This is a genomic window from Solibacillus sp. FSL W8-0372 (assembly GCF_037969735.1).
GTDB lineage: Bacteria > Bacillota > Bacilli > Bacillales_A > Planococcaceae > Solibacillus > Solibacillus faecavium.
Window position 1 is genome coordinate 2,236,424 of sequence record NZ_CP150204.1, and the last position, 21,223, is coordinate 2,257,646.

General features: G+C 37.2%; 32 protein-coding genes. 10 read left to right on the forward strand and 22 right to left on the reverse strand.

The annotated features are described in order from the left end of the window. The first annotated feature begins 13 nt into the window (after positions 1 to 13). From MKY13_RS11200 to MKY13_RS11225, 6 genes are all read left to right on the forward strand, one after another. Positions 14 to 280 (forward strand): hypothetical protein, encoded by a 267-nt coding sequence (locus MKY13_RS11200; RefSeq protein WP_191699921.1) that lies wholly within the window; start codon positions 14 to 16, stop codon positions 278 to 280. 5 nt (positions 281 to 285) lie between these two features. After that, positions 286 to 840 (forward strand): nucleotidyltransferase family protein, encoded by a 555-nt coding sequence (locus MKY13_RS11205; RefSeq protein WP_225231231.1) that lies wholly within the window; start codon positions 286 to 288, stop codon positions 838 to 840. A gap of 263 nt (positions 841 to 1,103) precedes the next feature. Then, positions 1,104 to 1,328 carry a spore coat associated protein CotJA gene (locus MKY13_RS11210; protein ID WP_191699922.1) on the forward strand — a complete coding sequence of 75 codons (225 nt, stop codon included), beginning with the start codon at positions 1,104 to 1,106 and terminating at the stop codon, positions 1,326 to 1,328. Continuing rightward, on the forward strand, positions 1,325 to 1,588 hold the full coding sequence (locus tag MKY13_RS11215; RefSeq protein ID WP_318245196.1) for a spore coat protein CotJB: 264 nt from the start codon (positions 1,325 to 1,327) through the stop codon (positions 1,586 to 1,588). Before MKY13_RS11210 ends, MKY13_RS11215 begins: the two co-directional genes overlap by 4 nt. A 27-nt stretch (positions 1,589 to 1,615) precedes the next feature. Next, on the forward strand, positions 1,616 to 2,185 hold the full coding sequence (locus tag MKY13_RS11220; RefSeq protein WP_191699923.1) for a manganese catalase family protein: 570 nt from the start codon (positions 1,616 to 1,618) through the stop codon (positions 2,183 to 2,185). Positions 2,186 to 2,324: 139 nt separating this feature from the next. Then, positions 2,325 to 3,266 (forward strand): HNH endonuclease, encoded by a 942-nt coding sequence (locus MKY13_RS11225; protein WP_339212728.1) that lies wholly within the window; start codon positions 2,325 to 2,327, stop codon positions 3,264 to 3,266. 90 nt (positions 3,267 to 3,356) lie between these two features. Here the strand turns inward: MKY13_RS11225 and MKY13_RS11230 are convergent, their stop codons facing one another. From MKY13_RS11230 to MKY13_RS11250, 5 genes are all read right to left on the reverse strand, one after another. Next, positions 3,357 to 3,791, reverse strand: a complete 435-nt coding sequence (locus MKY13_RS11230; protein WP_339212730.1) for an NUDIX domain-containing protein — start codon at positions 3,789 to 3,791, stop codon at positions 3,357 to 3,359. A gap of 20 nt (positions 3,792 to 3,811) precedes the next feature. After that, complete coding sequence (locus MKY13_RS11235) at positions 3,812 to 4,336, reverse strand: GNAT family protein (RefSeq protein ID WP_339212733.1); 525 nt, start codon at positions 4,334 to 4,336, stop codon at positions 3,812 to 3,814. Between the two features lie 114 nt (positions 4,337 to 4,450). After that, on the reverse strand, positions 4,451 to 5,272 hold the full coding sequence (locus MKY13_RS11240) for a MetQ/NlpA family ABC transporter substrate-binding protein (RefSeq protein WP_339212735.1): 822 nt from the start codon (positions 5,270 to 5,272) through the stop codon (positions 4,451 to 4,453). 10 nt (positions 5,273 to 5,282) lie between these two features. Beyond that, complete coding sequence (locus MKY13_RS11245) at positions 5,283 to 5,945, reverse strand: methionine ABC transporter permease (protein WP_191699927.1); 663 nt, start codon at positions 5,943 to 5,945, stop codon at positions 5,283 to 5,285. Next, complete coding sequence (locus tag MKY13_RS11250) at positions 5,938 to 6,684, reverse strand: ATP-binding cassette domain-containing protein (RefSeq protein ID WP_339212737.1); 747 nt, start codon at positions 6,682 to 6,684, stop codon at positions 5,938 to 5,940. Before MKY13_RS11250 ends, MKY13_RS11245 begins: the two co-directional genes overlap by 8 nt. Before the next feature lie 163 nt (positions 6,685 to 6,847). Here MKY13_RS11250 and MKY13_RS11255 point away from each other — a divergent pair, with 163 nt between their 5' ends. Next, positions 6,848 to 7,144, forward strand: a complete 297-nt coding sequence (locus tag MKY13_RS11255; RefSeq protein WP_339212740.1) for a hypothetical protein — start codon at positions 6,848 to 6,850, stop codon at positions 7,142 to 7,144. 80 nt (positions 7,145 to 7,224) lie between these two features. On the opposite strand, the gene MKY13_RS11260 is transcribed toward MKY13_RS11255, so the two are convergent. The 3 genes from MKY13_RS11260 to MKY13_RS11270 are packed head-to-tail and all read right to left on the reverse strand — an operon-like array spanning position 7,225 to position 8,555. After that, positions 7,225 to 7,719: a hypothetical protein gene (locus MKY13_RS11260; RefSeq protein WP_339212742.1), complete on the reverse strand. Its 495-nt coding sequence runs from the start codon at positions 7,717 to 7,719 to the stop codon at positions 7,225 to 7,227. Between the two features lie 11 nt (positions 7,720 to 7,730). After that, positions 7,731 to 8,333 carry a hypothetical protein gene (locus tag MKY13_RS11265; protein ID WP_339212745.1) on the reverse strand — a complete coding sequence of 201 codons (603 nt, stop codon included), beginning with the start codon at positions 8,331 to 8,333 and terminating at the stop codon, positions 7,731 to 7,733. Beyond that, positions 8,334 to 8,555, reverse strand: coding sequence for a hypothetical protein (locus tag MKY13_RS11270; RefSeq protein ID WP_339212748.1), 222 nt, complete (start codon positions 8,553 to 8,555; stop codon positions 8,334 to 8,336). 191 nt (positions 8,556 to 8,746) lie between these two features. Between MKY13_RS11270 and MKY13_RS11275 the strand changes: the two genes are divergently transcribed. Then, positions 8,747 to 8,896 (forward strand): hypothetical protein, encoded by a 150-nt coding sequence (locus tag MKY13_RS11275; RefSeq protein WP_339212751.1) that lies wholly within the window; start codon positions 8,747 to 8,749, stop codon positions 8,894 to 8,896. Between the two features lie 155 nt (positions 8,897 to 9,051). On the opposite strand, the gene MKY13_RS11280 is transcribed toward MKY13_RS11275, so the two are convergent. From MKY13_RS11280 to MKY13_RS11315, 8 genes are all read right to left on the reverse strand, one after another. Continuing rightward, positions 9,052 to 10,269 carry a glutathionylspermidine synthase family protein gene (locus MKY13_RS11280; RefSeq protein WP_339212754.1) on the reverse strand — a complete coding sequence of 406 codons (1,218 nt, stop codon included), beginning with the start codon at positions 10,267 to 10,269 and terminating at the stop codon, positions 9,052 to 9,054. 8 nt (positions 10,270 to 10,277) lie between these two features. Beyond that, the gene (locus MKY13_RS11285; RefSeq protein ID WP_339212756.1) at positions 10,278 to 10,733 is read right to left on the reverse strand and encodes an RNA helicase; all 456 of its coding nucleotides are present in this window, start codon (positions 10,731 to 10,733) and stop codon (positions 10,278 to 10,280) included. Between the two features lie 17 nt (positions 10,734 to 10,750). Continuing rightward, the gene (locus MKY13_RS11290; RefSeq protein ID WP_191699936.1) at positions 10,751 to 11,149 is read right to left on the reverse strand and encodes a DUF350 domain-containing protein; all 399 of its coding nucleotides are present in this window, start codon (positions 11,147 to 11,149) and stop codon (positions 10,751 to 10,753) included. 15 nt (positions 11,150 to 11,164) lie between these two features. After that, on the reverse strand, positions 11,165 to 11,497 hold the full coding sequence (locus MKY13_RS11295) for an aminotransferase yhxA (RefSeq protein WP_339212760.1): 333 nt from the start codon (positions 11,495 to 11,497) through the stop codon (positions 11,165 to 11,167). A gap of 596 nt (positions 11,498 to 12,093) precedes the next feature. Next, the gene (locus tag MKY13_RS11300; RefSeq protein WP_191699938.1) at positions 12,094 to 12,402 is read right to left on the reverse strand and encodes a hypothetical protein; all 309 of its coding nucleotides are present in this window, start codon (positions 12,400 to 12,402) and stop codon (positions 12,094 to 12,096) included. Between the two features lie 260 nt (positions 12,403 to 12,662). Next, positions 12,663 to 13,523, reverse strand: a complete 861-nt coding sequence (locus MKY13_RS11305; RefSeq protein ID WP_191700440.1) for a M23 family metallopeptidase — start codon at positions 13,521 to 13,523, stop codon at positions 12,663 to 12,665. 294 nt (positions 13,524 to 13,817) lie between these two features. Beyond that, positions 13,818 to 14,696 (reverse strand): dehydrogenase, encoded by an 879-nt coding sequence (locus tag MKY13_RS11310; RefSeq protein ID WP_339212765.1) that lies wholly within the window; start codon positions 14,694 to 14,696, stop codon positions 13,818 to 13,820. Further along, positions 14,686 to 15,180: an RNA polymerase sigma factor gene (locus MKY13_RS11315; RefSeq protein ID WP_191699940.1), complete on the reverse strand. Its 495-nt coding sequence runs from the start codon at positions 15,178 to 15,180 to the stop codon at positions 14,686 to 14,688. The genes MKY13_RS11310 and MKY13_RS11315 overlap by 11 nt, the downstream gene beginning before the upstream one ends. A gap of 148 nt (positions 15,181 to 15,328) precedes the next feature. Here MKY13_RS11315 and MKY13_RS11320 point away from each other — a divergent pair, with 148 nt between their 5' ends. After that, positions 15,329 to 15,520, forward strand: a complete 192-nt coding sequence (locus tag MKY13_RS11320; RefSeq protein WP_191699941.1) for a hypothetical protein — start codon at positions 15,329 to 15,331, stop codon at positions 15,518 to 15,520. Positions 15,521 to 15,617: 97 nt separating this feature from the next. On the opposite strand, the gene MKY13_RS11325 is transcribed toward MKY13_RS11320, so the two are convergent. After that, positions 15,618 to 16,118, reverse strand: a complete 501-nt coding sequence (locus MKY13_RS11325) for a DUF1648 domain-containing protein (protein WP_191699942.1) — start codon at positions 16,116 to 16,118, stop codon at positions 15,618 to 15,620. A gap of 107 nt (positions 16,119 to 16,225) precedes the next feature. On the opposite strand from MKY13_RS11325, the gene MKY13_RS11330 reads away from it, so the two are divergent. After that, positions 16,226 to 16,879 carry a VTT domain-containing protein gene (locus MKY13_RS11330; RefSeq protein ID WP_191699943.1) on the forward strand — a complete coding sequence of 218 codons (654 nt, stop codon included), beginning with the start codon at positions 16,226 to 16,228 and terminating at the stop codon, positions 16,877 to 16,879. Positions 16,880 to 16,942: 63 nt separating this feature from the next. Here the strand turns inward: MKY13_RS11330 and MKY13_RS11335 are convergent, their stop codons facing one another. Genes MKY13_RS11335 through MKY13_RS11355 form a run of 5 tightly spaced genes read right to left on the reverse strand, consistent with a single transcriptional unit; the run spans position 16,943 to position 21,077 of the window. Then, positions 16,943 to 17,425 carry a chemotaxis protein CheW gene (locus MKY13_RS11335; protein ID WP_191699944.1) on the reverse strand — a complete coding sequence of 161 codons (483 nt, stop codon included), beginning with the start codon at positions 17,423 to 17,425 and terminating at the stop codon, positions 16,943 to 16,945. A 13-nt stretch (positions 17,426 to 17,438) separates the two neighbouring features. After that, positions 17,439 to 18,548: a M20/M25/M40 family metallo-hydrolase gene (locus tag MKY13_RS11340; RefSeq protein ID WP_191699945.1), complete on the reverse strand. Its 1,110-nt coding sequence runs from the start codon at positions 18,546 to 18,548 to the stop codon at positions 17,439 to 17,441. Positions 18,549 to 18,597: 49 nt separating this feature from the next. Beyond that, a complete protein-coding gene (locus MKY13_RS11345; protein ID WP_191699946.1) occupies positions 18,598 to 19,578 on the reverse strand; it encodes a hypothetical protein in 981 nt (326 codons plus the stop codon). 32 nt (positions 19,579 to 19,610) lie between these two features. Then, positions 19,611 to 20,345 (reverse strand): AAA family ATPase, encoded by a 735-nt coding sequence (locus MKY13_RS11350; protein ID WP_191699947.1) that lies wholly within the window; start codon positions 20,343 to 20,345, stop codon positions 19,611 to 19,613. A 39-nt stretch (positions 20,346 to 20,384) separates the two neighbouring features. Beyond that, a complete protein-coding gene (locus MKY13_RS11355) occupies positions 20,385 to 21,077 on the reverse strand; it encodes an AIM24 family protein (protein WP_191699948.1) in 693 nt (230 codons plus the stop codon). Between the last annotated feature and the right edge of the window lie 146 nt (positions 21,078 to 21,223).

Genomic DNA, 21,223 nt, shown 5'->3' on the forward strand with positions numbered 1-21,223 from the left:
GAGGAATAAACTTATGACTAACAGCATATCCAGCGGAGCAACTGTTCTAAATATAGGAGATATATTGGCAACACTCATTATGTTGGGGGTTATGGCACTTCCTTTTATTTTAGTGATTTTCTTCTATAAATCGTATAAGAAAAACGCGAATCGAGCAGCGAAACGATCCAGTGCTGAAAAACAAGAAATACTTAATTTACAAAAACAAATAGATGAATTGAATGAACGTATAAGTAAAATTGAAAATGGAAATACGATTGATACTAACCAAAGGAGATAACCTTTTTGCATTATGAATTAGAGCTGACTAAAATCATAAAATCGGACGATGTATTTATGTCAATTTTAAAAAACGTACAGGCCTTACAATTAAACGATTGCTGGGTTGCAGCTGGCGTTATTCGAAATAAGGTTTGGGATTATTTACATAACTTACAAACAGAAATAAACGATATTGATGTCATTTATTTTGATAAATCCGATCGTTCAACAGAGACGGAAAAGTTCTTGGAATCCAAGTTGCAACATATAATGCCCACTCAACCTTGGTCGGTAAAAAACCAAGCAAGAATGCATATTAAAAATAAAGTCTCTCCTTATTTATCTTCATTTGATGGCGTAGCCCATTTTCCCGAAACACCAACAGCAATTGCTGTCCGTCTAAATAATGAAAAGATAGAAATAATGGCTCCTTATGGATTGAGCGATTTGTTTGAAGGCATAGTTAGACCTACGCCTCCATTTAACCAAAACGCCAATCTACATACTATTTATCTAAATCGAATCCAAAACAAAAATTGGCGTTCGATTTGGTATAATTTAATTATAAAATCAGAATAGCGTTTCCACAGTAAATGCTTCCCCTGACACACGTTATATAAAATTCAGCTCATACCTGTAGACTATCCACAAAGCACAAATTGCTTTAAAGGCAAGGCAATTTGTGCGCACTTCTAACTTGCTTCATCTTATAAATTCCCATGAATAACCATAAAATTACACCATTCTCCCTGAAAATACATGATTAAACAAGCACGGGATTCATTAATTTTATTTCTTAACATACACTTAAATGATACACACTACCCTGAGAGGAGCGTTTTGTGTTTACACAATATAAATACTGGAAACCGTATATTAGCCCGAACGACCCGTGCAAACCTATTGAAATAAAAAGCTATTCTACTCCCCCACAACTTTACATCGGATTTCAACCTAGTGGATTACCCCAATTTCAAACAGCTAAAGAAGCTTTAATGCATGGTACCCTATGGCCTCAGCTATTTAGTCCATATCCTAATCCTGAAAAAAGGAATGAATCATCGTGAGCAAACAAATGCCCCCTGAATTTTATACCCTTCTGGAGGAAATTCAGGCAATTGATTTTGTCATTGTTGAGTTAAACCTTTATTTAGATACCCACCCTGATGATTTTGAAATAATTCAGCAGTTTAATGACTTTACGGAACAAAGTATGAAATTAAAAATCCAATTTGAGCAAAAATTTGGTCCTTTAATGAATTTTGGCAGAAGCTATTCCAATTATCCTTTTAACTGGGTGGATACTCCGTGGCCTTGGCAAGTTTAAAAGCTATTTTATTTAGGAGGAAAATGTGTGTGGTATTATGAAAAGAAATTGCAATACCCGGTAAAGGTTAGTACGTGTAATCCTACGCTTGCAAAGTATTTAATCGAACAGTATGGGGGAGCTGATGGGGAGTTAGCTGCCGCACTCCGGTATATGAATCAACGCTATACACTTCCAGATAAAGTAGTCGGTCTTTTGACAGATATTGCCACAGAAGAATTTTCTCACCTTGAGATGATCGCAACGATGATTTACAAGCTCACAAAAGATGCCACTCCTGAACAAATGAAAGAAGCAGGTCTAGCTGACCATTACGTCAATCATGACAAAGCCCTATTCTATCAAAATGCTGCCGGAGTACCTTTTACCGCTTCCTATATCCAGGCAAAGGGAGATCCGATTGCCGATTTGTATGAAGATATCGCTGCAGAAGAAAAAGCCCGCGCTACGTACCAGTGGATCATTGATATGTCGGATGACCGTGACTTAAATGATAGTTTAATTTTTTTAAGAGAACGCGAAATTGTCCATTCGCTGCGATTTAGAGAGGCTGTAGAAATTCTAAAAGACGACCGTGATACAAAGAAGATTTTTTAATAGTTAGCAGTAACCCATCTGAGCATTAAGCTTAAAGATGGGTTATTTTTTATATTAAAGCATCAACTTTATTGTATAATAATCCCATATCATGATTTGATGAGGTGAAGAGATGTCCTGGAAGTTGCAAGTCGCAGAAATGAAAAAAACTTATATAACAGACCAGGAAGTCTGGAATACACTTCACCATTTCTTTTATCATGGGAAAACGAAAACAACCTATAAATACGGATTTTTTAAAGCTTTATTAGAGGCGTGTATTACTGCCAATGAACATAATGAAATTTCCTATGATGCTATTTTTTACTCCTTTACGAAAATTTATTGGAACCTTGTCATTGAAGATGGTCTTTGGCAATCCAATACTCGTACCCAGCCATCTAGTGTTCAAAAAGAAATCGATAAATTTGCCCAACAAAATGCTATACCACCCCATTGGAATTTTGAAAAGCTGACAGATACACAGAAAATTGAGCTCATTCAAAAAGTGAAGCAAGTAGGGAAAAAATATGTCATTGGTGCACTCTACGGAGACTTTAATGGAGAAATCTATACGTTTGATTTAAAGCGGGAATATTTACAGCTTCACCCTAAATATTTATTATTCCTACAAACGTATAAACGCATTTTAACGAATGTGACAAATTATCAATTGGCTCTATTCCCTGAAAAATTTAACGAAGTCGAAAAAGTACAAAGTTTATTGACGAAGGTGGAATTCATTACAGAGCGCCAGTCGTTAAAGGCTTTTGAACGTTTATTGCAACAAGCAGGAGTGACGGAGTGCTTTTATTGTAATAAAAAACTGCACTCGAAAACACATGTCGATCACTTTATTCCTTGGAGCTATTTCCAAAATGATTTACTCTGGAACTTTGTTCTCGCTTGCCCTATATGTAACACACGAAAAAGCGATAAATTGGCTGCCCCTCAATATCTTAATAGCTTAATCGAAAGAAACGAGGCATTACTTAATCAAGAAATTTTAAAAGACAACTTGAATCATTACAATGCAGCTAAGCTTGAACAGCTGTATACGTTCGCCGAGAATAATGGGATTGTAGGCGGGTGGATGCCTTAATTAAAAATGCCGAAACGCTAATATTACCGCGCGGCACTTCATTATGTGCTATGTAAGTAAAAGAGAAGACGGTTTCCAAGCACTTATCCATTACAATCTATTTAAATACTGTTTCACTAAGTATAAATGATGTTCATGGAAAAGGCGCTCCTCCAGTTCGTTAAAAGATACCCAGCGCACCGGTTCAATTTCAACAGGTTCCGCAACCTTTTCCAATAGTTCACAAGCATACAATATGCCGATATTATGCTGAGAGTCCTTTGGATATTTTGTTGATACCCAATGTCTTTCGGCCTCCCCTATAAATTTTACAATTTCTACTTTATAGCCTGTTTCCTCTATACACTCTCTTAACAGTGCCTGCTCTGAAGTTTCACCCGCCTCAATACCTCCACCTGCCAAAAACAAATATCCATTCACTTCTTCCACACATAAAAATTGCCCTTTTTCATTTTGAATAACAGCATAAGCTCCCGTTCTTTTACAATAATTTAAATCATCATTTCGTTTACCAAAAGTTTTCATTGTACCCCTACTCTCTGCATCTATTTAACTATTGAAAACATATTTACATCGCAAGCTATATTATTTTGATATATATATTTTTTTAAAATACCCTCTTTTTCAAAACCATTTTTCAGCAATAATTGTTTCGATGCATCATTTTCGATAAAGACAACGGCGCCTATTCTTGTTAAACCTAATTCATTAAAGCCGTAATTAACTATTTCCTTTAAAGCCTCTGAAGTATAGCCAAGTCTCCAGAATTCCGGATGTATTTCATACCCGATTTCAGCGCGTTTATGAGCTGGTGACCATAAGTTGAAACCGATCGTACCTACTAAACCTTTTTTATCTTTTCTTTCAATTCCCCAGCGAATGCCTCTTTTTTGTGTGAAATTTGAAGAAAAAGCATTAATTAAATTCTCAGCTTCTTCTAATTTTGTAAAAATATTCATTCCATAAAGTTTTGTTACGCGGTCATCCGAAAAATTAGAATAAATAGCTTCTGCATCCTCCTGGAAAATTTCCCTTAAAACTAAACGGTCTGTTGATAACGTCGGAAACATTCTTTCACCCACTTTTTTACAATTTCACTTATTATATTACATCTTTAATTCTTCTCATAGAAAAAAACCGAAACGCACATCTAAAACTGCGATTCGGCATTTCAATATATTTATCTATTCAAAAGCAGGTGTAGCCGTTTCATTGTAGTTTTCCTTTAGGAAATCGCGTACTACATCACTTGTCATTGCTTCAGCAAGTTTTTGGATCGCTTCGTCGTCCTGATTGTCCTCACGAGCTACTAATGTAATCGCGAAGTCATTTTCCACACCTTCTGTCAGAAGTGCATCACTTTTTGGCGTTAAACCAAGTGGTGCCGCATAGGCTGGTGTCATGACAACTGCATCGGCATCATCATACATCCGCGCCAGCATTAATAGATCAACTTCTTTAAACTGTAGGTTTTTCGGATTGTCCTCTATACTCGCTAACGTATAATACACATCTGTTTTTTCCTTTAATGTAATGACATTATGCTGGGCAAGCAGCATTAAAGAACGGTCAACATTTGAAATATCATTGGCAATCGCTACGGTCGCACCATCCGGTAAGTCATCGATCGAATCATGATTTTTTGCATAGACACCGTAATTCGCAAAGTAAATCGGCTGAATTGGCACTAAATTCGAGCCATTATTCCGATTGAATTCCTCCATGTATGGGACGTGCTGGAAGAAGTTTGCGTCCACTTCCTTCGCAGCGAGTGCACTGTTAGGTTGTACATTATCACCTAAAACGACAACTTCCAAGTCGATGCCGTCTTTCGCTAATTGCGGCTCAACCAACTCTAGAATTTCCGTCATTGGTGCAATTAAAGATGCGACCTTTAATGTTGTTTCTTCATTTCCTGAATCTTTATTGTCCTTTGCTTCCTCTTGCTCTGTGCAGCCAACTAATGCAAAGGCTGCTGCTAAGCTTAATAACCATCTTTTTTTCACAATCATTCTCCTATCTTTTATCCAACCATCTTGCTACAGTCGTTCCAAGCAATTGAATGAGCTGTACCAAAATAATCATAATCAAAATCATGTAAAGCATTAAATCTGTTTTGAATTGCTGATAGCCGTAACGAATGGCAAAATCACCAATCCCACCGCCACCAACAACCCCCATTATTGTGGAATACGAAATAAAGCTGACAATCGACGTTGTTAAACCAAGTACAAGCCCCGAGCGCGCCTCCACATAAAGAAAGCTAAAAATAATTCTTTTAACTGATGCCCCCATTGATACGGCAGCCTCGATTACCCCTTTTGGTACATCCAGTAATGACTGCTCGACAAGCCTTGCATAATGCGCAATGGCAATAATCGATAACGGGATAGTAGCTGCAACCGTACCAATTGCAGTCCCTACAATTAGCCTTGTAAAAGGTATCAAAAATACGACGAGCAATAAAAATGGAAACGAGCGGATTGTATTTACAGCTAAGTTCAGTATATTGTAGACGATGCGATTTTCTAGTAACTTCCCTTTGCCGCAAAGAAATAAATATGTACCAATTGGCAGTCCGATAAGTACAGCCGCGATAATGGATACGCCTACCATGAAGAACGTTTCGCTTACTGCCCGCCATATCTCGGCTTCATATTGGATGAGTACATTAGGCATGTCCATCTCCACCTTTCACAAGCTGATTAACGAAGCTTTGGGGGTGATGGTCCGTTTCCTTTATGCCTGTCGGTACTAAATCCACTGTTTCATAAATTTGACCGGCATCCAAAACCGTTGCGCGATGGCAGATGCTTTTGACTACATTAAGCTCATGACTAACGAGCACAATCGTTACACCTAGCGTTTCATTTACCTTTTGTAGAACACGCAGAATTTCCGCTGATGTATTCGTGTCGAGTGCAGAGGTGGGCTCATCGCAAAGCAATACTGCCGGTTCATTTGCAAGCGCCCTTGCTATTGCGACACGCTGCTTTTGCCCACCGCTTAGCTGTGCAGGATATTGCTGTGCAAACTGTTCCAGCCCGACAAATTTCAGACATTCCAAAACACGCGCCTGACGTAATTGTTTTGGATAATTCGCCAATGAGAGGGCAATTTCTACATTAGCGAAGACGGTCTTATTCGCTACTAAGTGAAAATGCTGAAAAATCATCCCAATCGATTTTCTCGCTTCCCGAAGCTGTGTACTATTTAACTCGGTCAGCTGCTGGCCATTGATAATAACAGCACCACAATCAGGAACTTCCAACAAGTTCATCAAACGTAGCAACGTCGATTTCCCAGCTCCACTCGCACCAATAAGCCCATGAATTTCCCCATTTTCAATTGTTAACGTCACATTTTGAACAGCCTCAAACGTACCAAATTTTTTTGAAATTTGCTGTAATTGTATCACTAGAAAAACACCCCTACTCCTTACCCAATCGATTTCTAATTATAGTAGATATTTCATCAATGACCAAGGGAAAGATATTTTCAATCCTACAATTGATTTTTTTGAATTTTTTGATAGATTTCCACTTCTATTTACTATATATTTTGATAAAGGGGGTGATTAAATGTTCCATCCTGGCATCCTGCAAGAAACAAATCCATATTATGAAATCGACGTTTTCTTCGGTGTTGAACAGAATCCATCGTTTGTTTCTATTATTTTGGATAAGGAGAAATATTCTGTGACTATTTCATTAAACGAGCCTGAAAATGAATTCGCAGAGATAAGATTGGAGGATAACGTAGAAATGATAAAAGTAGTTTTTGAAAGTTTAGGTGCTGCCAGCAATTACTACACCCATGTAAGAAACCCTATGAGTATCAATAACATTGTAAAAAATTTCAAAAGCAAGGAGCAATAACTGCATCATGAATATACATAACTAAAGCCATCCACAAATAATGAAGTGGATGGCTATTTTTCTGATCAATTGGTCTCCCATTACTGATGCCATTGAAAGAGTAACATGCGATTTTCCTCTTTCTGATAAATTGCCGTAAATGTATCGAAATCACCATTTTCTGATCGATGGAAGTAATAATCACCCGGTTTCAAGTTGGTAGTATATGCTGCAATCACATTTTTGAATGCTTCATCTTGCTGAATTTTATACATATTTTGAACTCTATTTATAAAATTATTAACAAGCCGATTAGCCGCAATTAAATTTTCATCAGTTACTTCTTCAAAATCACGTAGTTGTTCTGGATTAACAACAAGATCATACCGCAATTCATTCACCCACTCCCCATCCCCACGTGCGGGATATTTAGTAGACCAAACGTCGATTATTTCATTTGGAACTGGTAGCTCCACATCCCAGCGTTCCTTATATTGCACCACCATTTCTTCAGGTGTTACCGAAACCCGGTAGGAGGCAATATAGATGAACAAAATGACAAGCCCAATAAATAAAGAAATAATAATTTTCTTCATAGAGTCTCCTTTTACTTCATGATCAACGCTTTTAAAAACGATTCAAGATGCATGTTATCGTCATGTTGTAGCACCTTTATTAATTCACCCGAATCCGCTATATTTTTATCCATCAGCTTCCTCAGTAAAAGGCCTAAACAATCTCTTGTTATGAGCTGACTATATGTTTGCTCATAGGACGCATCGAAATAGTTGGCAATGGCTAAATATTCAGCATTGTCATATAAATTAAGCATTGTCTGTGGGGACTCGTCATGTTTAATCAAAATTTGCAGTGATAAATAAATGCACCGTTCATATTTGGCAATTGTATCCGCATCTATAAAAGGCTCGCGAGCTTCTGTGGTTGGTTGTTCATTGATAAACTGCTGATCGAGTGCCCAGCGGTATATGTCATTTTCATTATCATAATAACTCGGATCGCCAAATTGTATAACAAAGCCGCATTGCTGACAAATGGCTGTATTATGTACAAATGTAACTTGAATTCCCGGTTTTTCAACATCTGTAAACGTTTCAATAGGGAGAAAAATATCGTGGGAGCAGATATGACAAAGGATTGGCTTTTTAAAAATATATAAACGGCTCTCTTCTGATACTAAGGAATCTACCATTTAATCACCCACCTGAACATATTCAATCGTACTTACCCCATTATGTTTTCGTTCTTCAAATTTCATTTCATGAGCACATGCAATACAGGAGAAAGATTGCAGCGTTAATTTCTTTTTTTGTACACCCGGCTCATGATTAGTCAATTTCACATAGACTTCCCGGTGACTAAATCTAGTTTCTTCGCAAAATAAACAAACTAGCGGTTTACCTATTACGTTCACTTTATATATCCCTCTTCTTCTCACCATCTATTAGCACCTCTATAGTAGTAAATTTGTAATTTAATACCATTATATAGTAACTCTAACGTATTCTAATAGAGATGAACTTTATTATTTATAGTTTAATCCTAAAATTTTATGAGTCATTACCAAATTGAGAGTCGTCTAATTAATAAAGGGAGGTGCAATGCGTGATAGATCTTGAAGCAGATTATTCAGAAGCTTCATCAGATGAAATCCTTAATCAACTGATGGAGGACTATGCAAATGATTTAAAAAGAATCGCTTTCTTCTATGTAAATGATCTGTCTGAGTGTGAGGATATTATTCAGGTGCGATAAATGAGAAGCATTCTCCCTCATCTCTTTAAAAAAGCTTAGCAAAATTTCGCTAAGCTTTTAACGTGTATATTGTCTAATGACAGTCCCATTCCTAATCGCATCTCTTGGCAAATGCCACCCCTTGAACAGTTCTATAAACTAACTCTGTTAGCGAATTACCGTTTTTTTATTCCAATTGGCAAATAATAAGAAAGATTATTTGTAATCATCCCGCCAACCCGTAAACCGTTCGCTGCAGGCTTACCACTTATTAGAAAGCTGCCGACTAATATTTCTCCTGTTTGTGTACCCTTCTCACTTTGGAACGTTGTTTTTGGCTGCTCAATATATTGCTGATAAACTTTCGGATATTGAAGATACGATTTTTGTTTATCCTCTTTTAGGAGCTGCCCACCTGCGTCGTATATTTCTACTGTATCCCCCTCACGTCCAAAGACCGGTTTCTTTACATAGCGTATCCCTTTTTCAATAAAAGGTTGTTCTTCCAAATAGGTCGGCAGAAAGTATTCAGCAATCCACTTATGCTCATCTTCTGTAAAAAAGGCATTTCGTTCCTCATGTAATCCCCAAATGACCGCCTGCACCGCCTTATTTTGCAGTAAAAAAGCGGACGGCGGATTAAGTATGGTCAACTGGTTTTGCTCAACAAGCTCTAATAGCCACAATCCGATTTTGTTCTGTGCATCATCTTCATCCATTAGGAGATTTTCAATCGGGAAAGTAGGACGATAAAGCAGGTCAACCCGCTTTCCGTTCTCGTCAAACAACCCAACACCTCTTTGAATTTGTAGTTGTGACAGTGGCGTAAATTTCGCGTGAGGTACAAATTGCATTAAGTAAAGCGTTGTATAATAGTCTTCAATATTTTGATCATGTGCGGTGAAAACGATATGGGCATTAGGGGAAAATATGCTTTGGGCTACACTTTTCCGGACCGTACTTTTTAATAACTGCTCCATTTCCGCATTCGGATTATCCATGCCAAACGCATTGCATACCTGCTCATTAACAACAAACAATTCCTTAATAAATGTTGGCGTATCAGCATTCATTTCGATGCACTTATAGCTTCCTTCATGCGGAATAAAATCAAAGCGCGCAATGACACTTTCAGCATCCAGGGTTTTCAAACGGAGAAAATGCAGTGTTTCTTTTGGGTAGCCCATTTCAAGCAGTGCCTCATCCGGAATGTTTCGCAACAAGTGAGCCACCTTAAAAAAGATTTTCCCAACACATTCCGTCGCCAACCGAATTTTTTTAACTTCTACCTCTTTCACTTCATATAGATCGTAAAGCGCGTATTCTTCATTATATAAATCTGCCCAAAAATGTTCTATATTCGAATAAAATTGTTGTCGCTCGCTGTTAGTCATGAAATTTTTCAGCCCACTTTCAACTCTGTTGCGTAAATTACATACACACCGCGGTCTTCATCAATTTCGGTAGAAGTAACAAGCATTTGCCCGGTTTCGGGAATATCCACAATATCTTTTAGTAAATAGCGGATCACTTCAAAGTGCGTATCACAAGGAATACGTGCGAACAAACGGTAATTTTCACGTTCGTTCGGGCTTCTGAATTCAATATGAATGCCCCGTTCGCGGAAACTTTGCTCATCTTCGCCTGATAAATTGCGCCCAATCTCTTTTAAAACGAGCACTTCCATTTCATCTTCCATTTCATTCGATATAAGCTCATACTGTGTACCCCGCATAATAAAATACGTGCAAAGCTGGCGCGCATAAAATTCATCCGCCCCAACATTAGTTTCCGTATATTCATAAAACGGCTCGAAATGTCCATTTCCTCTATCTATATAGTAAATTAACCGCTTCAATATTTTCTCTCCTCAGACTAATAAGATATACATTTTGCTACAATCCAGCCCACCGCTATGGATAGCGATAGTAACATCGTCCCAACTGCACGATTGTCTTCTTCAATCGCCTTTTGAATACTGAAGCGAATTGTTATTAGTTCTGCAACAAAGAATACAATTACTTGCGCCACTATTCCGATTGCACCCCAAATCGCCATATCCAATAACGAAATCGAATATTCGGCAGCTGCACCTAATACAATCGCAAGTCCTACTACTTTCCCGCCTAACAGCATAGCGGCTGCTACATTCTTTTGTGAAATCAACTGAAACTCTTTAATCTTTGGCGTACTTAACGCAAACAGTACCATACCGATTATAAGTAAACCCAATGATACACCGAGATATGATAAAAAATTCAAATATCCATTCATGCTTTTTTGTCTCTCCTATCCACCGAAACTTTTTGTACCACTACCAAACCCAGAGCTGGACTGAGTGGCTTTAAAACTTGAACTGTTTTTATAACTGTTATAATTACTGTTACTATGTAGTGCCGATTTATTGTTATAGTACCTGCCGCCATAATAGTACGCCCCATAATAGCCTGAGCGACTTTCATCACATCGCCAAACACCATCTTCCTCTGACCAGTCCCAATCATTACAGCTTTTATCAGTAGGCTTTGGCGGTAAACTGTTTGTCGAAGTCCCGCACCCAGCCAAGGTTAATGAAAGTGCTGTTGCGGAAATACCGACCATCAATTTCTTTGTTTTCTCCATTTTGCTGCCTCCATTTCCTTTCCACTTTTAATGTACGAAACAACCTAAAAAAAAGATTCCAAAATTTAAAAATTAATATTTTCGTAGAATTTTAGAATGAAATTCCCTTGCAGAACAAAAAATCCTGTTCTAAAAAACAGGATTTTGAATATGGAAATGTTCAAGGTACCAAATCGGTACTGGGTTGCTCAAACCATTAAATGAGGTTAAAACATTTTTTGCCTGATTCTTCATAAAGGTTATTTGATCCTCTCCGAATTGGATAGCCCAAGGGATGGACGACAACATATTACTACAAATATATAGAGCTAAAAGCGAGAAAAATTCCATAGGTGGTTTTCCGTTAAAGTAGCCATTAAGCTGTCCCGTAGGAAAGAATGGACTAATACTAGCACTCCACACAATGCGGTTAAATTCTTCCTAAGTTATCCATAGCGATTAAAACATTCGCGTCCTCTGTAGCATTGTGGCGGATACGTATTGGATGGAAACAAACCTTCATGAATTCGGCCATGCACCTTATTATAAGTATATAGACTCTAACCTTCTATTCCTATTACGCTCTGAAAGTCATATTTTAACACCTGAGTCGAAATTCATTCCGGCATATTGTATCGAGGGAAAAAATAATACATTAAAAATACACCCAATAGTAAACACAAGGTCGGACCAATAATTGTTCCATCTAGATAACCTAAGATTCCCATAATAAAAGATATGAGACCAAACCACGCAGCAAGAGAATTCACAATATAAGAATAAATTAAGCCAATAAACAATAATATCCGTTCCAAAAAATGATCCAATTTAGGCTCTTTAACAAATCGGAAAATACTTAAAACAATGCCCCACACCAATAGTACCGGGATTCCCCATATAAAAGCCCATATAAATAACTGTATCATTTTCATTATCCTCCTATTATTTTAAATCCACACTTCTTTATAGGGTATTTAATATTTACGAGATTGCTATTTGAAAGAGAAATTCACTTATACATATATAAGTCTTTTCATTATAAATGTAAATACATAGAAAAAAACACCATTTTGGTACAGTACCACAAAATTTAGAATAGAAATCTAAACAAAGGTTGGTACTACCTATGTGGTGTTTTTGATTTTGAATAAAGACTTTTTTATAACGTAAATTACAAAAAGACATTTTAACACGGCTTCAAAAACTCCCCTTGAATCGGGTCAGATTCTTCCGGGAATTTAATGCGCAACGATTTTGCTTGCATGAAATTAGCATGATTCATCACTTGAAAATGGATATGAGCTTCAGAGGAATAGCCTGAGTTCCCACATAACCCCAGTAGTTGCCCTATCTTTACATGGTCCCCTACGTTTACAAAAATCGAATCCTTTTTTAAGTGAGCAAGCATACTAAATTCATTCTTATCATGAGCAATAATACAATAGTTACCTAGAATATTCGCTTCATCCCTTACGCCAGGAATATTGTCTTTTATCGAACTCATTACTTGAATAACAGTTCCATCAGCAGGTGCTACTACTTCAGCTCCGAACGCATAATAATTTTCATTTTTTAGTGGAGAATCTTTAAATGTTTGATGATTAACCATCTTTACTAAGTCATATGCATATCTTTGTTGTTCAAAAGGGTAATGGTAGTTTACAAATTCATTCGTGCCTCCCCAATAAACAAACCATTCATCTGTAATCGGCATCCTGTATGTATTTATTGTCCTTATTTGATCACTCTTTCGATATGTTTCAAACGGTTTTAAGTATAGTCCTTGAATGACATCTTTATTATCAAAGGCTATAATTATTGCCTTTGTTTGTGCGTCATCCACCCAAATATATCGGTACAAGCCATGAATAATATTGGATGCGATACAATTATATTGACTCACACCATTATTAAACTTAATAGATAGTTTTAAAAATTCTTCAAAAGATACAAGTTTCTGAAATGTAATGGAAGTATTTTCATAGATTATTTTATAGTTCCTTTGTAAAAAAAACTCACCAAACCTTTCCTTTAGTTGATAGTCCATATACAAAACAACACCCCCAAATTTATTCCGAATTATAAGAATATTTTAACAAATAATATTGTTTTTGTCATCGTATTTTAAGGTTTAAGAGTAATAAAAAAGCTTAAAAAATAGCGGCATTCGTCACAAAACCGTTTCACTTTAGCAATTTTATAAATTTACAATTTTTGTCATATATTTGATATTAACCATTTCCCCTATAAGTAAGTAGTTTATAAAAAATTATAAAAAAAGTACCCAGCGGAAAGACTTTTGTATTGTCCCTCCGGTTGAGTACATTTTAGATATTGTCTGTTAGTACGTAACTATCCAGCTGATAAAAAGTAAAACAATTAGCAAAATTTTATACTTTTCCACCTTTAAAATATTCAAATTTGTAATATGACGCTTCATCGGCAGCCACACACTGAAGCCGTAACCAACCGTTAATAGTATTAAGAACGGCTTATACAACGGCCCAACCGCATCATGATACCAAAAAAGTAGGGACAAAATAATTAAACTAATTGTTAAAGAAACCCCTAACCCTCGAATTTTAGTTGGTTTATAAAGTTTTCTGCGATTATAATACATGGCAGTAAAGCCATGCATCAGAAGTACTGCTACAGCAATCCATATTACCGAAAGCTGTATTTTATAATGCGCATCAAATAAATCTGAATAAACCGCAGATGTATAATCTACATATCCGGGATAATAAAGTTCCTGCTGAATATCATATAAATAATTCGCTGCCAATTCATATTGGTGCTGCTCCCCATTTTTATATAAAACGACAATATCATAATGAAATTGGGCAAGCTTTTCAGGAGCCGAAATTGTTGGGAGATCAGATAAATTCTCAAACAAAGTCACAATACTGGGAGTTGTTATATTTTCTACCCCCATATAATTTGTTGATACTTTCCCCCTAAAGCCCGTTTCTCCAAAGTTATCATACGAGGTAATTTTAGCAATTTCACCTGAAGCTGCCTGATTTATTTGATTATTGGATGTATAAAATAAAAATAGGGCGATAAAACAAATAGCTGTGATGACACCCAATTCTCGTAGAGGTTTCAATGTACTAGATTTTTTTACTGGTTGATCTTTTATTTTGTTTAATATCGTTTGTTTTAATCGTTCATTTTCGGGAATTTTGTTTAACTCTTTTAATCGTTCATCAAGCTTCATCGATTTCACCCCCTAAAAGCTGCTGCAATGCCTTCATTGCGCTTCTTTGTGTATTGGCTATCTTCATGGCCGTTAAACCCATAATGTCGCATGTTTCCTGAATCGAGAGCTCTTCAATTTTGCGATAAATGATCACTTCACGCTGCACGGGCTTTAATTGTTGAAGTGCTTCGTATAATTGCTTCCGCGCTTCCTCCTGCACTAGCCATTCATGTGGCACATAAACGAATTCCTGCTGTTCCGGAGCACTTTTAAATGGCAGCCATTGAATTAATGCCTTTTTTCGGTAATAGTCATAAACAAGATTTCGGGCGACTTGCCTTATATAGGTTTGGAAATTAGCGACGTTTTCTGTATTAGATTTATAAATCCGTAAAAAAGTATCCTGTGTTAAATCCTCGGCCAGTTGCGCATTTGATACCATATACCGTATGTACTGATATGTTTTATGAAAATGAAGCTCATACAACTCATCAAAGTCCATGTCTTTCACCTCTCTTATTTATATAGACGAACGAAACGAAAAAATATGTAAGTATTTATAAAAAATTTATAAAGTACCAAAAAGGCTTATGTTAATCATTGTAGAATAAGTGAAGAATGGCCAATATGAAAGATTGGAGTTGATCTAAATGGTAAATAAAATCAAGAATCTATTTACACCGAGACTTCTCATTTGTACAAACTGCGCAAGTAAAATTGAAGAGGGTGATCGTTTTATCGCACATATTACAATGCCTGCAGAAAAGAAAATGCTTGTGTCAAGAATGGATCAAGCCATTGCTAGAACGGCAAACCGTGTAATTTGTGAAAAGTGTCAATAAAACTGCAAACTAGCAAAAAAGCGTATTCGATGACTATATCGAATGCGCTTTTAATATATTATGTTGAACCCTTCTAGGAGCATGACAATAGAAACTATCATTTTATCCTACTCGTTTTGATCATCTTCCAAATCAGTACGATGAACAGCACAATCATTATCACAAAGAACGGCCAGCCAATTATAGCGTCATCACCTAATGCAATAGCAACTGACCGGTATACTATATAGGCAAATAATATATTAATTATATTTCGCATATAATTTAATGTTTGGCGACTGTTTTGATAGAAGGCTTCACGATTAGATTCGTTCAATCTTTCAGGGTAATTATGTGATTGGGGAAATTTTTCAAATACCATTAAAAAGAAATGCAATGCAATAGCAATGCCTGGTAATATTATAAGTTCCATTTTAGAGCCCCAACGATCAACAGTCCCGCTGCCGTCAAAATGAGCCGGAACTTCATTTGGCATGTCACGCCAGTTCATCAGTAAAATGGCAATCATAACGGCCAATGCCACATAGCCAATAATATCCATTACCCATTCCGATCTCGTTTTCGGTATGTCAATTTTAGGTTGCTTTAGATTACTCAACTTCTCTCACCTCATTCATTTATTCTCCGATGCTTTTTATAACCTAAATATGGCTGTATCCGTTATACTTAAAGTTACTAATCCTATTGATAGGAGAAAAACATCACATGTTACTTGATATTATTCAATTTTTACGGGAAATCGACCAGGTCATTTTTTATTACATAAAAGAGCTCGGCTTATATATTTACGTACTATTATTTGCGGTCGTTTTCTCAAAAACTGCCTTTGTCATATTAACGTTCCTACCTGGAGACAGTACGGTTTTTACGAGCGGTACATTAGCTGCGATTGGAAAGCTTGATTTAATTACATTACTGATTATATTTATTGTCGCAACCACACTTGCAGATAGCAACAACTACTTAATCGGTAAAATCGTTCGGACAATCCCGGAAAGGCGCAACCTTTTTATGCGATTCATTTCCGAAGAAACAAACGAAAAAGCGTTAAAATTTTTAGAGGAATATGACCGTGTTGCCATTACTTTTTCCCGCTTTGTTCCATTAATGCGAACGATGACTCCTTTTATATGCGGTTATACCGGGTTATCCTACTCAACTTTTTTACGTTACAACTTTATTGGTGCCACACTTTGGACAGTCGTCTGGCTCGGTGGAGGTTTTTTACTCGGAAACATTCCTTGGGTAGAAGACAATATCGTGTTAACGTTGGCCATTATTTCGATTATTGTTTTCGGCTTTGCGGGATTCGCCTACTTAAAACAATTTAAAAAGAAAAAGACCATTCCCCTAAAGTGAAAAAAGGAGCTATCATTATATTTGATGATTTGCTCCTTTTTTCGGTAAAACATGTACTTTCATTTATACGTTCGTTTGTTCTTCTTCTAGCATCTTGTGTAAATAGTCAATAATTTCACGCATGCCCTCAAGTGAATGAACGAGAATGCTTGGGTCAACACAGGAAATCATACGGTTCTCCAAATTCGCAACAGCTGTAAAATATTTCGTTTTATTATAATTAACAAGCCCTAGCTGTTTTAAAACGCCCTCTTCAAAATCAATAATTTCCTTCGCATCTACTACTAATAGACCGTAGTTAATCATTTCCGTTTTTAATACGATGACCTTTGAGTTTTTCGTATCTGTTGGACGGTTGTATAAGACAGACTGAAAATCAATGACCGGTGTAAGCTCCCCACGAATCCGTGAAAAACCTAATAAATATTTAGGTAAGTGTGGTATAGGTGTTACTTGCTCCAATTTTTCGATAGAGACAACTTGCTCAACTGGTACGGCATATTCTTCTGTCCCGCATAAAAATACGACTGCTTTTTCAAATCCCATATATGCTCACCTCTTATTTCGCCGTTTCGATAATAATGGCTTCTAATAAATCAGCCAGCTTTTCTAGTTCTTCTATCGGCATTCTTTCGTTCGTTGTATGAATTTCCTCATAGCCTACCGATAAATTTACTGTCGGAATTCCAAAGCCTGCAATGACATTCGCATCACTACCGCCTCCTGAAATACCTAACAGTGGTGTGCGATCAACCGCCTCTACTGCAGCTTTTGCAATTTTCACCACTTGATCATCTTCTGTTACACGGAAACCAGGATACATTAATTTTACTTCCACTTCTGCACGTGCACCGTTTTCTTTCGCGACACGCTCGAATGTTTCTTTCATATGTGCTGTTTGTGCATTTAATTTTGCTTCATCGATTGAACGGGCTTCTGCTAAAATATTCACTTCATCACATACGATATTCGTCGCCTGTCCACCTTCAAAGCGACCGATATTTGCAGTTGTTTCTTCATCCAAACGACCAAGGTTCATTTGAGCAACTGCTTTAGCAGCTACCGTAATTGCTGAAATTCCTTTTTCCGGTGCAACACCCGCATGTGCCTTTTTACCAATGACTTTTGCAAAAACTTTTGCCTGGAAAGGAGCTGCTACAACGATACCGCCTACTTTTCCGTCACTGTCTACCGCAAAGCCATACTTCGCTATAATGTTCGACGGATCCAGTTCCTTTGCACCGACCAAGCCGCTTTCTTCACCAGCAGTAATAATGAATTGAATCGTGCCATGTGCGATATTCTTTTCTTTTAAACGACGTGCCATTTCAAATAATGCTGCCATACCAGCTTTATCATCCGCGCCCAAAATAGTCGTGCCGTCAGAATAAATATAGCCATCTTCACGAATTTCAGGCTTAATCCCTTTCCCTGGTACGACTGTGTCCATATGTACTGTAAAATAAATTGGTTCGATTGATTCGTCGCCTTTTAATGTAGCGATAATATTGCCTGCCCCATGACCATTACGTGTATGCGCATCATCCTGGTATACTTCAAAGCCCATTTGCTCCAATTTTTCTACTAATACAGGTGCAATGATTTCTTCGTGCTTTGTTTCCGAATCAATTTGCACTAATTGTAAAAACTCTTCTACTAAACGATTCATATTCCATAACTCCTTTTAACTAAACAAGTTTACGCTTTATTTTACGCCTCTATTTTTGAAAAAACAATGAAAGATCATCGGCATTCAGTATTGCTTCTTTCTGTTTTATGAGCGCTGCTTCTTTTCGTGATGCGATATCCAGCTTTTGCTCCAACTCACTAATTGTATTTGCGACATCATCCTGTACGCGTGAAATTTGGTTCATAGATGTCGTAATTTTTGAATGGATCGACCAATCGGTGAAAATATTATCGAAGAAGTAATCCGTAAACATGACAAAACCGTCCGTATCAATAAGGAGGGCATCCTGTCGTATTTCCTTCACATCCAGGAGTTCATTTTGGAAACGTTGTAAAGCAATTTGCGCACCATGTAAATAATTATTGGATTCTTTCAATTTATCGTGCTTCATCATCGTAGCCATAAATCCTCCGCCTAAAAACGTATCCCATGTTGAATAGGATTTAGCATCATTTAACGCATAACCGGCATCTGTCAGCTTCGTTAACGCATGCTTCCCTGCCTCGATTGCTTCTTTAATTTCTTTGATTAACTGTCTGCATAAAAGTTCCTGGTCAATAATTGCCGTAAGCTCCGCCGCGATATGAGCGGCATGTTTCTGTAGCCACTGCTGTTTTTGATCATTAATTTGATTTAACTGCTGTCCCACATAGGATTCATTGATTGCATTTAGTTTATGAATTAAGTCAACGCGATCATCCTGCAAATCTTCATATGTTAATTGAGCTTCTGTAAGCTTTAATTCTATGACTGCAACACGGTCAAGATTTTGCTCCATCAACTGATCCTTTTTCCCTGACCAACCACGGAATAAGTTGATAAAAGAAAAGTTCTCTAGCTTATTTAATTGTTGGCGTGCGTTTTGCAGATCCAGCTGATGTCGATCTATTTCCCGTTTCGCATGGGAGAGAAGTTTTTCCACATTTTCGTTTTTTTTATGCAGCTTATCCGCTTCAAGTAACTGTAATTGATATTCTTCCGAAAGTTGGTGCAATTGCTGCCATTCCATACTTACCGCCTCCTATAATATAAACGTGCCTTCTATTCCTCATCCTCTTCAAAAAGCTCTTTCAACATTTTCTCCCGGTGCTTCAAAAAGTAGGATGTAATTTGATAATGCTCCGTTTGTTCATATTCGACCTGTTCAATGCCATGTTCGTCAAATTGGTATATAACTGCATTCGGAAACCCTAGTAAAATCGGAGAATGTGTCGCAATAATAAACTGTACATTTCCCGCTTTTACTAAGTCATTTAATAATGTTAAAAAAGCCAACTGTCTGGCCGGAGACAACGCGGATTCCGGTTCATCCAGTAAATAAATGGCCTGTTCTGTAAAACGATGCTGAAAAAGAGAAAAGAACGATTCCCCGTGAGATTGATGATGGAGCGATTTCCCCCCATATGCTTTGTAACCGTTCATATCGGTTTCATCTAAGTGGGAAGCAAACTGATAAAATGTTTCGGCACGCAGGAAAAAGCCGTTTGTTACTTTTGGCCACCATGAAAGTTTCACAAATTCTCCAAGCGCAGATTCAGCTTCATGCACCTCATACGCCTTATAATTTTGTGTACTACCCCCTGCTGGATTGAAGCCGATTTGATCTGCAATCGCTTCGAGTAATGTCGATTTCCCCGCACCATTTTCGCCGACAAAAAAAGTAACCGGAACATCGACATCCAGCTCATTCATATGACGTATAAATGGAATGGAAAAAGGATACTCACTATAGTCAGGTATTTGATCTTTTTTTAATTTAATCGTTTTTAAAAACATAGGTCTACTCCTTCGAACATCGCTGTAAATTTTACTTTGTTAACTTTCTGACGACAAATACACTTCCTCAAACGGCTGAATAATTACAAAACCTTCTCCTGAAAACGCCATTTGAATTGATTCACTGCTCCCTCTGCCAATTAGCGTACGAAACGTGATATCTGTTACAAATTCCGGCTTTAAGTTACCAGACCAAGCTACTGTGGCGTTCGGATCGGTATAAACCGTCTCACCAGGCTTTACGATCAATGTTAATGGTTCAAAATGGGTAGTAATCGCTACTTTCCCTTTACCTTTTAATGTCACATTAAATAATCCGCCTGCCATCATCCCAGCCATTTTACGCATTAAATGAATATCCCATTGAATAGTAGGTTCAAAAGCTAGCAAGTCGTTGCCGTTGACACATAAACTTTCATTTTGTAAATCAAAGATTGTCACCTTTTTCCCTTGGTCCGCTAAATAGAGGCGCCCCTTACCTTTTGCCTTCATCAGCTGTGTACCCTCACCAGTCAGCGCCTTTTTAAACATTTTTGACATACCATGCTCAAGCATCCGCTCACGCTCAAACTTAATGGAGCCCACATACGCAATCATTGCGCCCATTTTTGACCATACTTCCCCGTTCAAATTCACCTCTAGCACGCGCTCTGTTTCCAGTTCAAAAAAATCATTTTCCAGCTGGTCCTGCTGTGTTTTATTCACAAAATCACGAATGGAATAGTTCCCCATCAAAAAACCTCCCTTTTTATGATCTACGGATTGAAAGTGGTATAAGTTTCGAATTTTCTGCATTTTATATTTTTAATAGTATGATTTCGTTTTGTTATTACTACCACTTCATAAAAAAATCCATTACAATGAAAAAAAGAGGTGAC

Coding starts and splice junctions, on each gene's coding strand:
- MKY13_RS11235 (WP_339212733.1), bottom strand. CDS start 4,336: ATGTTTCCGACGTTATCAACAGACCGTTTAGTTTTAAGGGAAATTTTC.
- MKY13_RS11300 (WP_191699938.1), bottom strand. CDS start 12,402: ATGATACAGTTATTTATATGGGCTTTTATATGGGGAATCCCGGTACTA.
- MKY13_RS11335 (WP_191699944.1), bottom strand. CDS start 17,425: ATGGGATTTGAAAAAGCAGTCGTATTTTTATGCGGGACAGAAGAATAT.
- MKY13_RS11330 (WP_191699943.1), top strand. CDS start 16,226: ATGTTACTTGATATTATTCAATTTTTACGGGAAATCGACCAGGTCATT.
- MKY13_RS11345 (WP_191699946.1), bottom strand. CDS start 19,578: ATGGAATGGCAGCAATTGCACCAACTTTCGGAAGAATATCAATTACAG.
- MKY13_RS11245 (WP_191699927.1), bottom strand. CDS start 5,945: ATGCCTAATGTACTCATCCAATATGAAGCCGAGATATGGCGGGCAGTA.
- MKY13_RS11230 (WP_339212730.1), bottom strand. CDS start 3,791: ATGAAAACTTTTGGTAAACGAAATGATGATTTAAATTATTGTAAAAGA.
- MKY13_RS11340 (WP_191699945.1), bottom strand. CDS start 18,548: ATGAATCGTTTAGTAGAAGAGTTTTTACAATTAGTGCAAATTGATTCG.
- MKY13_RS11350 (WP_191699947.1), bottom strand. CDS start 20,345: ATGTTTTTAAAAACGATTAAATTAAAAAAAGATCAAATACCTGACTAT.
- MKY13_RS11295 (WP_339212760.1), bottom strand. CDS start 11,497: ATGGAGAAAACAAAGAAATTGATGGTCGGTATTTCCGCAACAGCACTT.
- MKY13_RS11320 (WP_191699941.1), top strand. CDS start 15,329: ATGGTAAATAAAATCAAGAATCTATTTACACCGAGACTTCTCATTTGT.
- MKY13_RS11310 (WP_339212765.1), bottom strand. CDS start 14,696: ATGAAGCTTGATGAACGATTAAAAGAGTTAAACAAAATTCCCGAAAAT.
- MKY13_RS11200 (WP_191699921.1), top strand. CDS start 14: ATGACTAACAGCATATCCAGCGGAGCAACTGTTCTAAATATAGGAGAT.
- MKY13_RS11305 (WP_191700440.1), bottom strand. CDS start 13,523: ATGGACTATCAACTAAAGGAAAGGTTTGGTGAGTTTTTTTTACAAAGG.
- MKY13_RS11355 (WP_191699948.1), bottom strand. CDS start 21,077: ATGGGGAACTATTCCATTCGTGATTTTGTGAATAAAACACAGCAGGAC.
- MKY13_RS11225 (WP_339212728.1), top strand. CDS start 2,325: ATGAAAAAAACTTATATAACAGACCAGGAAGTCTGGAATACACTTCAC.
- MKY13_RS11260 (WP_339212742.1), bottom strand. CDS start 7,719: ATGAAGAAAATTATTATTTCTTTATTTATTGGGCTTGTCATTTTGTTC.
- MKY13_RS11265 (WP_339212745.1), bottom strand. CDS start 8,333: ATGGTAGATTCCTTAGTATCAGAAGAGAGCCGTTTATATATTTTTAAA.
- MKY13_RS11290 (WP_191699936.1), bottom strand. CDS start 11,149: ATGAATGGATATTTGAATTTTTTATCATATCTCGGTGTATCATTGGGT.
- MKY13_RS11255 (WP_339212740.1), top strand. CDS start 6,848: ATGTTCCATCCTGGCATCCTGCAAGAAACAAATCCATATTATGAAATC.
- MKY13_RS11280 (WP_339212754.1), bottom strand. CDS start 10,269: ATGACTAACAGCGAGCGACAACAATTTTATTCGAATATAGAACATTTT.
- MKY13_RS11315 (WP_191699940.1), bottom strand. CDS start 15,180: ATGGACTTTGATGAGTTGTATGAGCTTCATTTTCATAAAACATATCAG.